Below are 13,422 nucleotides of genomic sequence, written 5' to 3' on the forward strand. Positions count from 1 at the left end.
TTTTTCGCCGCTGCGCAGGCGCACCGCACGAGGCGCTTAGGCCCGTGAGGCGCAGTACGCAGCAGGAAGCCGAGCCGCTTGCCCCTGTTCGGGGGCAGCGGCTTTTTTCATGGTCTTTCGCGGCCCGTGCCGCGTCCGTCCGTCAAGGAGCTGATCGAAAACTAGGCGAACCGGCGTTTTGACACCCATGTGCGCCACCGCGCGCAAACTGCACGCGAGCGCGTGACAGGATGCGAACCGCGGCGCATCCCAAGCGACACGATTCCTCTCGAGGGACACCATGCCTTTGCCTACTCCCCCCAGCAAGCTCGGCAGCCTGCTGCCGCCCGACGAATACAAGGCGAAAGCGCGCCCGAGCCGCAACACCAAGCGCGCCACCGATGGGGACACGGCCACCGCCGCCGCGCCCGTAGCCGAATACACCTCGCCCGCCAACGTCGCCGCCCCGATGGCTCCCGCCGCCAATGCCCCCGCCGCGCTGCACGCGGTCGCGCCGGCCGAGCCCGCGACGACCGCCGGCACGCGATCGCGCAAGTCCCGGCAGACCGCCGCGCTGCTGACGCCGGTGCCGGCTCCGGCGCCCGCGCCGGCCGCGCCCGAGGCACGCGCCGAAGCGCCCGCGGCAACCGCCGCCGCGCCGGCCGCAGCCGCCGGCGACGCCACGCGTAACACGCGCGGACGCAAGAAGGCTCCCACCGTCGAACTGCAGAAGCTGTTCGTGCTCGACACGAACGTGCTGATGCACGATCCGAGCAGCCTGTTCCGTTTCGAGGAACACGACGTCTATCTGCCGATGATGACGCTCGAGGAACTCGACAACCACAAGAAGGGCATGTCGGAAGTGGCGCGCAACGCGCGCCAGGTCAGCCGCACGCTCGACGCGCTGGTGGCCGACGCCGGCCCGATCTCGGCCGGCATCGCGCTGTCGCGCCTGGGCAGCCGCGAGGCGCTCGGCCGGCTCTACTTCCAGACCACGCTGACCGACATCGAGCCGGTGGAAGGCCTGCCGCAGGGCAAGGCCGACAACCAGATCCTCGGCGTGGTGCGCGCGCTGCAGCGCGAGCGCACCGACCGCCTCGTCGTGCTGGTGTCGAAAGACATCAACATGCGCATCAAGGCGCACGCGCTCGGCCTGCCAGCGGAAGATTACTTCAACGACCAGGTGCTCGAGGACAAGGACCTCCTGTACTCGGGCGTGCGCGAGCTGCCGCAGGATTTCTGGACCAAGCATGCCAAGGGCATGGAGAGCTGGCAGGACACCAAGACGGGCACCACGTACTACCGCGTGACCGGCCCGCTGGTGGCCTCGATGCTCGTCAACGAGTTCGTCTATCTCGAGCCGCACAACGGCGAGCCGACCTTCCACGCGATCGTGCGCGAGCTGAACGGCAAGACCGCACTGCTGCAGACGCTGCGCGACTACAGCCACAACAAGAACAACGTGTGGGGCATCACGGCGCGCAACCGCGAGCAGAACTTCGCGCTGAACCTGCTGATGAATCCCGAGATCGACTTCGTCACGCTGCTCGGCCAGGCCGGCACCGGCAAGACGCTGGTCGCGCTCGCGGCCGGCCTCGCGCAGGTGCTCGACGACAAGCGCTACAACGAGATCATCGTCACGCGCGCGACGGTGCCGGTCGGCGAGGACATCGGCTTCCTGCCGGGTACCGAGGAAGAGAAGATGCAGCCGTGGATGGGCGCCTTCGACGACAATCTCGAAGTGCTGCAGAAGACCGACGACGCGGCCGGTGACTGGGGGCGCGCCGCCACCCAGGAGCTGATCCGCTCGCGGCTCAAGGTCAAGAGCATGAACTTCATGCGCGGGCGCACCTTCGTCGACAAGTACGTGATCATCGACGAGGCGCAGAACCTGACGCCGAAGCAGATGAAGACGCTCGTCACGCGCGCCGGCCCCGGCACGAAGATCGTCTGCCTCGGCAATATCGCGCAGATCGACACGCCTTACCTGACCGAGGGCAGCTCGGGCCTGACCTACGTGGTCGACCGGTTCAAGGGCTGGGGGCATAGCGGGCACGTGACGCTGGCTCGGGGCGAGCGCTCGCGGCTGGCCGATTACGCGTCGGATATTCTGTAACGCTGCGGTTGGAAGAAACGCCCCTTCGGGGGCGTTTTTTTTGGTTTGAATCCACGGTCGAAAGCTGCGGCTCGCATCCGGATGCCGGCGCGCCGCCGCCGCCAATAATCCGGCCCCGTTAAAAACCGAAGGCTTTCAGGGCCAGAGTTTTTGCGCAGAAACTTTTCCTCAATTGCTCAAGAATCAGGCAGCTTTTCAAGTCCCGCCTGAAGAGTTCTTGCCGAAGCCCCGCCGGACCGACTACCATCCGCATTACCCGTCGTCATGCGGCGGGCGCCTCGCCGGCGCCCGGCCCTCCTCCCGATGCTGCGAATCTGGCTGTCGATCGTCGTCGTTTCCCTGCTTGCCGCGTGCTCGACCGCACCGCAGCAGCAGTCGGCACGCTCGTCGGCAAGCCCGCGCATCACCACGCCGCGTGCCTTCGCGCCGCCGCCCGGCTTCCCGAACTTCGTCGATCACAGCATCGGCCGCGAGGAAATCCCGATCCAGGCGATGAGCCTGGTCGGCATTCCCTACCGCTGGGGCGGCAACACGCCCGATGCCGGCTTCGACTGCAGCGGCCTCGTGCGCTATATCGTGTCGCGCGCCGCCAACGTGTCGCTGCCGCGCACCACCGCCGAGATGAGCACGCGCGGCGTATCGGTCGAACCCGACGAGATCGCACCCGGCGACCTCGTGTTCTTCAACACCACCGGGCGGCCGCATTCGCACGTCGGGATCTACGTCGGCAAGCTGCGCTTCGTCAACGCGCCCTCGACGGGCGGCACGGTGCGGCTCGACTATCTGACGAACCCCTACTGGGCCAGGCACTTCGACGGCATCCGGCGCGTCGCGCCGCCACGCCATACGCCGACGCCGTTCGACACGCCGACCTACGAAGCCGACAATCGCGCGCCCGAGCCGGTGCTGTCGTCACCGCCGCCGTCGCTGTCGTCAACGCCGCACGCGGCGCCGGCCGCCGTGCCGGCCTACGCGGCCGCGCGGGTCGAGGCGGCACCTGCGGCCGCACCGGCGCCGGCCGCAGTCATGGCCGCGCCGGCAGCAGCACCCGGCACCACCGTCGCCACCAATGGCATGTCGCCGCCGATTCTGAACAGCGCGCCCGCTGGCGATGCGTTCGAGCCGCCGCCCGCCGCGCTGTCGGCCGCGCAGCGCCAAGCCCGCGCCGCGGGGGCGACAACCGCCGTTGCAACGAACCCGGCCGCACCGGTCATGCCGTCCGCTTCCGCGAACGTCGAGACGGCGGCCGCCCCACGCGGCGGCGCCTATGCCGCCGCCCCCGACACCGCGCCGGCGCCCGTGGCGAACGCGACCACCGAGCCCGACGCGATCGACGCCGCCGCCGACGCGTTCGAACCGCCCCCGCCCACGGCACGCGCGGCCGCACGACAGGCGCAGATGGCGTCACCCGACGGCGTGCGGATCATTCGCGCCTCGACGGCACCGCCACCCGCCTCCGGCAACGGCGACGATCCGATCGCCCGTTTCGCGAACGGCAGCGACTGAGTCCGGCCTCGCGTTCACCGCCGAACGGCGGGCCACGACGCACCCACCCGAACCACGCTCCCCTCAAAAAGCAAAACGCCGCGGCCATATCGGCACGCGGCGCTGCTTCACGTTCTCGCGGGTTCCGGCGGCACGACACAAGGCCGCCGCCATCACGCATCAAAACACCCGGTGCCCCACCCACCAGCCGGCCGCGGCGATCAGCGCCGAAGCTGGAATCGTCAGCACCCAGGCCCAGACGATGTTGCCGGCCACGCCCCAGCGCACGGCCGACAGCTTGCGCGTCGCGCCCACGCCGACGATCGCGCCCGTGATGGTGTGCGTGGTCGACACGGGGATGCCGAGCCACGACGCCGAGAACAGCGTGATCGCGCCGCCCAGCTCGGCGCAGAACCCGCCGACCGGCTTGAGCTTGGTGATCTTCTGCCCCATCGTGCGCACGATGCGCCAGCCGCCGAACAGCGTGCCGAGCCCCATCGACAGGTAGCAGGCGCCGATCACCCAGACCGGCGGCGCGTCGGCGCCGGCGGACGCGTAGCCGGTCGCGATCAGCAGCATCCAGATCATGCCGATCGTCTTCTGCGCGTCGTTGCCGCCGTGCCCGAGGCTGTAGAGCCCGGCCGAGACCAGCTGCAGCTTGCGGAAACGCCGGTCCACCTTGCTCGGCGGCGTGCGGAAATAGAACCACGACACCACCAGCATGAACAGCGAGCCGAGCACGAAACCCAGCAGCGGCGAAATGAAGATGAAGGCGACCGTCTTCATCAGCCCGTCGAGGTTCAGCGAGCCCCAGCCCGACTTCGCGACGGCCGCGCCGACCAGCCCGCCGATCAACGCATGCGACGAGCTGGACGGAATCCCGTAATACCAGGTGATGACGTTCCAGCCGATCGCGCCGACCAGCGCGCCGAACACCACGTAGTGGTCGACGATCGCGGGATCGATGGTGCCCTTGCCGACGGTCTGCGCGACCTTCAGGTGGAACACGAAATAGGCGATGACGTTGAACACGGCCGCGAACGCGACCGCCTGCTGCGGCTTCAGCACGCCGGTGGAGACCACCGTGGCGATCGAGTTCGCCGCGTCGTGGAAGCCGTTCATGAAGTCGAACACGAGCGCGACGATCACGAGCGTCGCGACGGCCCAGATGGCGAGTTGTATCGAATGCATCGTCGTCGGCTCAGGCGTTTTCCAGCACGATGCCTTCGATGATGTTCGCCACGTCCTCGCACTTGTCGGTGATTTCCTCGAGCAGTTCGTAGACCGCCTTCAGCTTGATCAGCGTCTTGACGTCGTTCTCCTCGCGGAACAGCTTCGAGATGGCCGAGCGCAGCACGCGATCCGCCTCCGACTCCCAGCGGTCGATCTCCTCGCAGGCCTTGAGGATGCGCGCGGACTGCTTCATGTCCGACAGCAGCGCCACCGCCTGCTGCAGGTGCTGCGCGGTCTGCGTGACGATCCGCGCGAGCTGGCTCGCCTCCGCGGTCACGGCCTGCACGTCGTAGAGCAGCACGGCCGTGGCGACGTCTTCCATCAGGTCGAGGACGTCGTCCATCGTCGTGATCAGCTTGTGGATGTCGTCGCGATCGATCGGCGTGATGAAGGTCTTGTGCAGCAGGTCCAGCGTTTCGTGGGTGAGCTTGTCCGCCGATTTCTCGGCCGACTGGACCTTCTGCTTGTGGATCTCGGCGTCCGCGAGATTGTCGATCAGCAATTCGAGCTCGCGGCCGCCGGCCACGATGAAATTCGCGTGCGAATTGAAGATTTCGAAGAACTTGCCCTCGGTGGGCATGAATCGGCCGAACATGAAGTTTCCGGAAATTGTCAAATGACTGTCACAAAAGCGGCGTCATTGTACCGTCTCCGGGAACCACGGTTGCAGTGAAGCGCACCGCACCACGATCAGATACAACATTTCGTGGCGCGGGCTTTACAAGCGGGCGTCAATCCCCATGGAAGTGCTGCGACCCGGCGAAGTTGTCGAACTTCGTGAATTGCCCCGTGAAAGTCAGGCGCACCGGCCCGATCGGGCCGTTACGCTGCTTGCCGATGATGATCTCGGCGGTGCCCTTGTCGGGGCTGTCGGGGTTGTAGACCTCGTCGCGGTAGATGAACAGGATCACGTCGGCATCCTGTTCGATAGCGCCCGACTCGCGCAGGTCCGACATCACCGGGCGCTTGTTGGGCCGCTGCTCGAGGCCGCGGTTCAGCTGCGAGAGCGCGATCACCGGCACGTCGAGCTCCTTGGCGAGGCTCTTCAGCGAACGCGAGATTTCGGAAATTTCGGTGGCGCGGTTCTCGCCCTGCGACGACCCCGTCATCAGCTGCAGGTAGTCGACGATGATCAGGCCGAGCTTGCCGCACTGCCGCGCGAGCCGGCGCGCGCGCGAACGCAGTTCCATCGGGTTCAGGCCGCCCGTCTCGTCGATGAACAGCTGCGCCTCGCTCATCTTCTGCACCGCGTGCGTCAGTTTCGGCCAGTCCTCGTCGGTCAGGCGCCCGGTACGCATGCGGTGCTGGTCGAGCCGGCCCACCGAGCCGAGCATCCGCATCACGAGCTGGGTGCCCGGCATTTCCATCGAGAACACGGCGACCGGCAGGCCGTATTCGACGGCGACGTATTCGCCGATGTTCATCGAGAACGCGGTCTTCCCCATCGACGGCCGTCCTGCCACGATGATCAGCTCGCCGCCATGCATCCCCGAAGTCATCCGGTCGAGATCGACGAAGCCGGTCGGGGTGCCCGTCACGTCGCTCGGGTTCGCGGTGTGATAGAGCGTATCGATCCGCTCGACCACCTGCGTGAGCAGCGGTCCGATGTCGAGGAAGCCCTGGGTGCCGCGCGCGCCTTCCTCGGCGATCGAGAACACCTTCGACTCGGCTTCGTCGAGCAGCTGGCGCACTTCCTTGCCCTGCGGATTGAACGCGTCGGCTGCGATCTCGTCGGCCACCGACACGAGCCGGCGCAGCACCGCGCGATCGCGCACGATTTCGGCGTAGCGGCGGATGTTCGCGGCGCTCGGCGTGTTCTGCGCAAGCGCGTTCAGGTAGGCCAGCCCGCCCACGTCGTCGGCCTTGCCCGAGGTGACGAGCGCCTCGTACACGGTCACCACGTCGGCCGGCCGCGTCGAGGCGATCAGCCGCCCGATGTGCTCGTAGATCAGCCGGTGATCGTAGCGGTAGAAATCCTGCTGCGACAGGAAGTCGGCGATGCGGTCCCATGCGCTGTTGTCGAGCAGGAGGCCGCCCAGCACCGATTGCTCGGCCTCGACCGAGTGCGGCGGGACTTTCAGCGATTCGATTTGGGGGTCGTGCGGCACGTTCATGGCTTGGGATTATCGCGAAATGGGCCGGGATGCGCCAGCCGCCATCGGGCCGCCGCCGCCATCGGGTCGCTGCTGGATCCCTATCGGATCACGAGCGAAGCGAAAACGAAAAAGGCAGGGCCGGTTTCCCGTGCCCTGCCTCGTGGCCCGGACGGCGGAGCCGCCCGAACCGGACCTGCTTGCGTCAGTGTACGTTAAGCGTGATCGCCGATCACGTTCACCGTCACGTCGACCACGACGTCCGTGTGCAGCGCGACCTGCACGCCGTGCTCGCCGATCATCTTCAGCGGGCCTTCCGGCAGGCGAACCTGCGCCTTCTCGACTTCGTAGCCGGCCTTCTTCAGCACTTCCGCGATGTCCGCGTTCGTGACCGAGCCGAACAGACGGCCGTCCACGCCCGACTTCTGCGTGATCTGGAACGACTGGCCGTTCAGCTTCTCGCCGATTGCCTGGGCGGCCGACAGCTTCTCGGCGGCGACCTTTTCGAGTTCCGCGCGGCGGACTTCGAATTCGGCGATCGCGTCCTTCGTCGCGCGGCGAGCCTTGCGATTCGGGATCAGGAAGTTGCGTGCGTAGCCGTCCTTGACCTTGACGATGTCACCCAGGTTGCCCAGGTTCGCGACTTTTTCCAACAGAATGATTTGCATTCGAATTCTCCTTATTGCGTCGCCGGCTTACGCCTTGTGCTGGTCGGTGTACGGCAGCAGCGCGAGGAAACGCGCGCGCTTGATGGCCGTGTCGAGCTGACGCTGGTAGTGCGCCTTGGTACCCGTCAGGCGCGCCGGCGTGATCTTGCCGTTCTCGCCGATGAAGTCCTTCAGCGTCTCGGTGTCCTTGTAGTCGATCTGCTCGACACCGGCTGCCGTGAAACGGCAGAACTTCTTGCGCTTGAAGAGCGGGTTTTGTTGCTGACGACGCTTGTCGAATTTCTTGCCAGTGGGACGGGGCATGATTCAGTCCTTTCCTATGTCCTGCAATGCTGTGATGTGAAACACCAGGGTGCGCGCGTTGCGGCTTTTTTTTGCCAGGAAGCCGGTGAAGAGCGTCTCGACGCCCATCTCGCAGCGTTCCAGCCTGCCGCTCGCCTCGCCGGCGGCCATCGCCTCGATCGTCATTTCGACCTGTCGGCGGATGCCTGCCTCGACGACCTCCGTGCGGTGCTGCAGCGTGCAACTCGCGATCGGAACGCCTGCCGGCGTGTACCGCACCGGTTGTCGCTCGACGACGCTCGCCGTCAGTTGCAGCCTGTTCACGAAGTGATGCGTACCCTGATGGCTTGACCGATCCGGTCTTAAGCCTGCGCTTCGGCCGGCTGCGCGGCAGCGGCCTTCTTGGCTTCTTCGCGCTGAACTTCCTTCATCATCGGCGACGGGCCGGTCTCGGCCTTCTTCATCTTGACGATGAGGTGACGCAGCACGGCGTCGTTGAACTTGAACGCGTGTTCGAGTTCGTCGAGCGTCGCCTGGTCGCACTCGATGTTCATGCAGACGTAGTGAGCCTTAGCGAGTTTCTCGATCATGTAGGCCAGTTGACGACGGCCCCAGTCCTCGACGCGGTGGATCTGGCCAGCGCGCGTGGTGATCGTGGACTTGTAACGCTCGATCATCGCGGGCACTTGCTCGCTCTGATCGGGATGCACGATGAATACGATTTCGTAATGACGCATACACACTCCTTGTGGATTAAAGCCACCCGGGCGTCGGAACCGGTGTGGCAAGTGAGAAGCCGAAGATTCTAACCCGAACGGCAGGCCCGTGCAATGGTTTCGCTTCGTCCGCCCGCTGAATCGGCCGTGTTTTCAACGACTTGACCGTGGGGCGCGATCGCCCGGGGCAAACCGGCCCGCCGCGGCCTCAGCCCGGGCCGCTCCAGTAGCCCGGCCGCGCATAGGCGTCGCGCAGGTAATCGATGAAATAGCGCACGCGCGCCGGCACGTATCGCTGCTGCGGGTAGACGGCGAGGATGTCGTAATCGGGCAGCGCGTAGTCGTCGAGCACCGTCTCGAGCTCGCCCGTCTCCAGCTGCCGCGCGATCTCCCAGGTCGAGCGCCAGCCGAGCCCGAGCCCTTCCGAGGCCCAGCGGTGCAGCAGCTCGCCGTCGTTGCAGTCGAGGTTGCCGGCCACGCGGATCGTCACGAGCTTCCCGTTGCGGCGGAAATACCAGCCGCGGTTCTGCCCCCCTTGCAGGTTGAAGGCGAGGCAGTTGTGCTTCGGCAGGTCGTCGAGCGACTGCGGCCGGCCGTGCCGGCGGAAATAGTCGGGCGTGCCGCACACCACGCGGCGGTTGTTCGCGAGCTTCACCGCGACGAAGTTCGGATCGACGGCGCCGCCGATCCGGATCGACAGATCGTAGCCCTCGCGGACCAGATCGACGACGCGGTCGGTCAGGTTGAACGACAGCTGCAGGTCCGGCTTGTCGGCGACGAAGGCCGGCGCGAGCGGCGCGACGTGCTTGCGGCCGAACGCGGCCGGCGCCGACACGATCAGGTGCCCGTTCACGGCGCGGCGCCCGGCCGCCAGCTCGTTCTCGGCCTGGTCCCAGTCGCCGAGCAGCCCGCGGCAGCGTTCGAGGAACGCGGCGCCCTCCTCGCTCACCACCAGCCGCCGTGTCGAGCGGTACATCAGCTTCACGCCGAGCCGCTTCTCCAGCGCGTCGATGCGCCGCCCCAGCACGACGGGCGACACCCCCTCCTCGAGCGCGGCGGCGGCCAGGCTGCCCGCGTCGGCCACGCGCACGAACGTCTCGATCTGCTTGAAGCGGTCCATCGGCGGCCTCCCGGTGCCTCGATCGATGCGCCGGACAGCCCGTCCAGGCGGCATTCGATACTTTTAGTTTCGAAATAAGCGACGAGCGCCGATCTTATCAAAGCTTTCACGTCGACCTACAGTGGCGACGACAACGTGATCCGTGATTTCCAAGGAGACATTCATGGCCAAGATGAGAGCCGTCGACGCCGCAGTGCTGGTGCTCGAGAAGGAAGGCATCCAGACCGCCTTCGGCGTGCCGGGCGCCGCGATCAACCCGTTCTACTCCGCGCTGCGCAAGTCGGGCGCGATCGGCCACGTGCTGGCGCGCCACGTCGAGGGCGCCTCGCACATGGCCGAGGGCTACACGCGCGCCGCGCCGGGCAACATCGGCGTGTGCATCGGCACCTCGGGGCCGGCCGGCACCGACATGATCACCGGCCTCTACTCGGCCTGGGCCGATTCGATCCCGATCCTCGCGATCACGGGGCAGGCGCCGCGCGCGCGGCTCTACAAGGAAGACTTCCAGGCCGTCGACATCGAATCGATCGCCAAGCCGGTCACCAAGTGGGCCGTCACGGTGCGCGAGCCGGCCCTGGTGCCGCGCGTGTTCCAGCAGGCCTTCCACCTGATGCGCTCGGGCCGCCCCGGCCCGGTGCTGATCGACCTGCCGATCGACGTGCAGCTGGCCGAGATCGAGTTCGACATCGACACCTACGCGCCGCTGCCGGCCTACAAGCCGGCCGCCACGCGCGCCCAGATCGAGGCCGCGCTCACGATGCTCAACGAGGCCGAGCGGCCGCTGATCGTGTCGGGCGGCGGCGTGCTGAACGCGGCGGCCGAGGATCTGCTGGTCGAGTTCGCGGAAACGCTCGGCGTGCCGGTGATCCCGACGCTGATGTCGTGGGGCGCGATTCCCGACGATCACCCGCTGATGGCCGGCATGGTCGGGCTGCAGACCTCGCACCGCTACGGCAACGCCACGCTGCTCGCCTCGGACTTCGTGCTCGGCATCGGCAACCGCTGGGCCAACCGCCACACCGGCAGCGTCGAGGTCTACACGAAGGGCCGCAAGTTCGTCCACGTCGACATCGAGCCGACCCAGATCGGCCGCGTGTTCGGCCCCGACCTCGGCATCGTGTCCGACGCGAAGGCCGCGCTCGAGCTGTTCGTGGCGGTGGCGCGCGAATGGAAGGCGTCCGGCCGCCTCCAGGATCGCGGCGCCTGGGTGGCCGACTGCCGGCAGCGCAAGCAGACGCTGCAGCGCAAGACCCATTTCGACGACGTGCCGGTCAAGCCGCAGCGCGTCTACGAGGAAATGAACAAGGCGTTCGGCCGCAACACCTGCTACGTCAGCACGATCGGCCTGTCGCAGATCGCCGGCGCGCAGTTCCTGCACGTCTACAAGGCGCGCAACTGGATCAACTGCGGGCAGGCTGGCCCGCTCGGCTGGACCATCCCGGCCGCGCTCGGCGTGCGCGCCGCGGACCCGGGCCGGCCGATCGTCGCGCTGTCGGGCGACTACGACTTCCAGTTCATGATCGAGGAACTCGCGGTGGGCGCGCAGTTCAAGCTGCCCTACGTCCACGTGGTGGTGAACAACTCGTACCTGGGCCTGATCCGCCAGGCGCAGCGCGCGTTCGACATGGACTACTGCGTGCAGCTCGCGTTCGAGAACGTCAACGCGCCCGAACTCGGCAGCTACGGCGTGGACCACGTCGCCGTGGCCGAGGGGCTCGGTTGCAAGGCGCTGCGCGTGACCAAACCGGAACAGATCGCGCCCGCCTTCGAGCAGGCCAAGCAGTTGATCGCCGAGTTCAGCGTGCCGGTGGTGGTGGAGGTGATCCTCGAACGCGTGACCAACATCGCGATGGGCGCCGAGATCGACGCGATCAACGAGTTCGAACCGCTCGCCGAGCGGCCCGAACACGCGCCGACCGCGATCTCGCTGCTCGATTGACCCTTGCTTCCTTCTGACCGACCGGAGACACCCGCCATGCCGAAATTCGCCGCGAACCTGACGATGCTGTTCAACGAAGTGCCGTTCCTCGAGCGGTTCAAGGCCGCCGCCGACGCGGGCTTCGACGCCGTCGAGTTCCTGTTCCCGTACCCCTACGCGAAAGAGGAACTGGCCGAGCGGCTCGCCGCCCATCGCCTGAAGCTGGTGCTGCACAACCTGCCGGCCGGCAACTGGGACCAGGGCGAGCGCGGCATCGCCTGCCTGCCCGACCGGCGCGCCGAGTTCCAGGACGGCGTGGGCCGCGCGATCGACTACGCGAAGGCGCTCGGCGTGCCGCAGCTGAACTGCCTGGTCGGCATCGCGTCGGCGAGCGTGCCGCGCGACACCACCCACGTGACGATCGTCGAGAACCTGCGCTTCGCCGCCGAGACCCTCAAGCGCGAAGGGATCCGGCTGCTGGTCGAGCCGTGCAATCACCACGACCTCCCCGGCTTCGCGCTGAACCGTTCGGCCGAAGCGCTCGACGTGATCCGCGCGGTGGGCTCCGACAACCTGTTCCTGCAGTACGACATCTATCACATGCAACGCATGGAGGGCGAACTGGCGGCGACGCTGCGCGCGAACCTGCCGGCGATCGGGCACGTCCAGCTGGCCGACAACCCGGGCCGCCACGAGCCCGGCACCGGCGAGATCCGCTACGCCTACCTGTTCGACCTGCTCGACGAGCTCGGCTACGACGGCTACGTCGGCTGCGAGTACAAGCCGCGCACGACCACCCGCGACGGGCTCGGCTGGCTGCGCGAAGCGAAGCAGCGCAGCGCCGAGCACGCCTGACGCTCCCCTTTCCTCATATCCCCACGGAGACACTCTGACATGGCAACGATCGGTTTCATCGGCCTCGGCATCATGGGCTCGCACATGGCCCGCAACCTGATCAAGGGCGGCCACTCGCTGGTCGTCAACGGCGCCTTCCCGGTGCCCGACGACCTGCGCGGGCAGGCCCGCGTGGTCGCGAACTCGACGGCGGTGGCCGACAGCGCCGAGATCATCATCTCGATGGTGCCGGACACGCCCGACGTGCGCAGCGTGCTGTTCGCCGACGACGGCGTCGCGAAGGGCCTGACGGCCGGCAAGCTGGTGATCGACATGAGCTCGATCTCGCCGCTCGACACGCAGGAATTCGCCAGGCAGATCAATGCGCTCGGCTGCGACTACCTCGACGCGCCGGTGTCGGGCGGCGAGGTCGGCGCGCGCGACGCGACGCTGACGATCATGGTGGGCGGCCCCGAGCAGGCGTTCGAACGGGCCCGGCCGCTGTTCGAGCTGATGGGCAGGAACATCTCGCTGGTGGGCAACAACGGCGCCGGCCAGACCACCAAGGTGGCGAACCAGATCATCGTCGCGCTGAACCTGGAGGCGGTGGCCGAGGCGCTGCTGTTCGCGGCCCGCTCGGGCGCCGATCCGGAGCGCGTGCGGCGCGCGCTGATGGGCGGCTTCGCGTCGTCGCGGATCCTCGAGCTGCACGGCGAGCGGATGACGAAGCGCACGTTCGAGCCGGGTTTCCGCATCGAGCTGCACCAGAAGGACCTGAACCTCGCGCTCGACGGCGCGCGCCGCCTCGGCCTCGCGCTGCCCCATACCGCGAGCGCGCAGCAGCTGTTCAGCGTGTGCGCCGCGCACGGCGGCAAGGCCTGGGATCACTCGGGCATCGTCCGCGCGCTCGAGATCATGTCGAACCTCGAGATCGCCGAGCCGAAGTGAGCGCGGGCGCGGCGCGCCGGCCACGCGCCG

The 13,422-nt window shown here is 67.4% G+C and carries 13 protein-coding genes; 5 read left to right on the top strand and 8 right to left on the bottom strand.

Annotated features, from left to right (window positions below):
* Positions 1 to 280: 280 nt before the first annotated feature.
* Positions 281 to 2,095: a PhoH family protein gene (locus BpN12_RS26105; RefSeq protein ID WP_246795119.1), complete on the top strand. Its 1,815-nt coding sequence runs from the start codon at positions 281 to 283 to the stop codon at positions 2,093 to 2,095.
* Positions 2,096 to 2,398: 303 nt separating this feature from the next.
* Complete coding sequence (locus tag BpN12_RS26110) at positions 2,399 to 3,601, top strand: C40 family peptidase (protein WP_246795120.1); 1,203 nt, start codon at positions 2,399 to 2,401, stop codon at positions 3,599 to 3,601.
* Between the two features lie 159 nt (positions 3,602 to 3,760).
* Here the strand turns inward: BpN12_RS26110 and BpN12_RS26115 are convergent, their stop codons facing one another.
* From BpN12_RS26115 to BpN12_RS26150, 8 genes are all read right to left on the bottom strand, one after another.
* Positions 3,761 to 4,771: an inorganic phosphate transporter gene (locus tag BpN12_RS26115; protein WP_042625226.1), complete on the bottom strand. Its 1,011-nt coding sequence runs from the start codon at positions 4,769 to 4,771 to the stop codon at positions 3,761 to 3,763.
* A gap of 10 nt (positions 4,772 to 4,781) precedes the next feature.
* Entirely contained in the window at positions 4,782 to 5,408 is a 627-nt protein-coding gene (locus tag BpN12_RS26120; protein WP_246795121.1) for a DUF47 domain-containing protein, read from the bottom strand.
* A 136-nt stretch (positions 5,409 to 5,544) separates the two neighbouring features.
* A complete protein-coding gene (locus BpN12_RS26125) occupies positions 5,545 to 6,927 on the bottom strand; it encodes a replicative DNA helicase (protein WP_246795122.1) in 1,383 nt (460 codons plus the stop codon).
* A 194-nt stretch (positions 6,928 to 7,121) separates the two neighbouring features.
* Entirely contained in the window at positions 7,122 to 7,574 is a 453-nt protein-coding gene (gene rplI / locus BpN12_RS26130) for a 50S ribosomal protein L9 (RefSeq protein ID WP_246795123.1), read from the bottom strand.
* 27 nt (positions 7,575 to 7,601) lie between these two features.
* Positions 7,602 to 7,877 carry a 30S ribosomal protein S18 gene (rpsR, locus tag BpN12_RS26135; protein WP_006486248.1) on the bottom strand — a complete coding sequence of 92 codons (276 nt, stop codon included), beginning with the start codon at positions 7,875 to 7,877 and terminating at the stop codon, positions 7,602 to 7,604.
* Positions 7,878 to 7,880: 3 nt separating this feature from the next.
* Positions 7,881 to 8,180, bottom strand: a complete 300-nt coding sequence (gene priB / locus BpN12_RS26140; protein WP_042625230.1) for a primosomal replication protein N — start codon at positions 8,178 to 8,180, stop codon at positions 7,881 to 7,883.
* 38 nt (positions 8,181 to 8,218) lie between these two features.
* Entirely contained in the window at positions 8,219 to 8,593 is a 375-nt protein-coding gene (gene rpsF / locus BpN12_RS26145; protein WP_042625231.1) for a 30S ribosomal protein S6, read from the bottom strand.
* A gap of 187 nt (positions 8,594 to 8,780) precedes the next feature.
* Positions 8,781 to 9,692 carry a LysR family transcriptional regulator gene (locus BpN12_RS26150; protein WP_246795124.1) on the bottom strand — a complete coding sequence of 304 codons (912 nt, stop codon included), beginning with the start codon at positions 9,690 to 9,692 and terminating at the stop codon, positions 8,781 to 8,783.
* Positions 9,693 to 9,855: 163 nt separating this feature from the next.
* Between BpN12_RS26150 and gcl the strand changes: the two genes are divergently transcribed.
* Genes gcl through BpN12_RS26165 form a run of 3 tightly spaced genes read left to right on the top strand, consistent with a single transcriptional unit; the run spans position 9,856 to position 13,392 of the window.
* Positions 9,856 to 11,631: a glyoxylate carboligase gene (gene gcl / locus BpN12_RS26155; RefSeq protein WP_246795125.1), complete on the top strand. Its 1,776-nt coding sequence runs from the start codon at positions 9,856 to 9,858 to the stop codon at positions 11,629 to 11,631.
* 36 nt (positions 11,632 to 11,667) lie between these two features.
* On the top strand, positions 11,668 to 12,465 hold the full coding sequence (hyi, locus tag BpN12_RS26160; RefSeq protein ID WP_246795126.1) for a hydroxypyruvate isomerase: 798 nt from the start codon (positions 11,668 to 11,670) through the stop codon (positions 12,463 to 12,465).
* A 39-nt stretch (positions 12,466 to 12,504) separates the two neighbouring features.
* Positions 12,505 to 13,392, top strand: a complete 888-nt coding sequence (locus tag BpN12_RS26165) for a 2-hydroxy-3-oxopropionate reductase (RefSeq protein ID WP_246795127.1) — start codon at positions 12,505 to 12,507, stop codon at positions 13,390 to 13,392.
* Positions 13,393 to 13,422: the final 30 nt, after the last annotated feature.

Source organism: Burkholderia perseverans, assembly GCF_022870505.1.
GTDB lineage: Bacteria > Pseudomonadota > Gammaproteobacteria > Burkholderiales > Burkholderiaceae > Burkholderia > Burkholderia plantarii.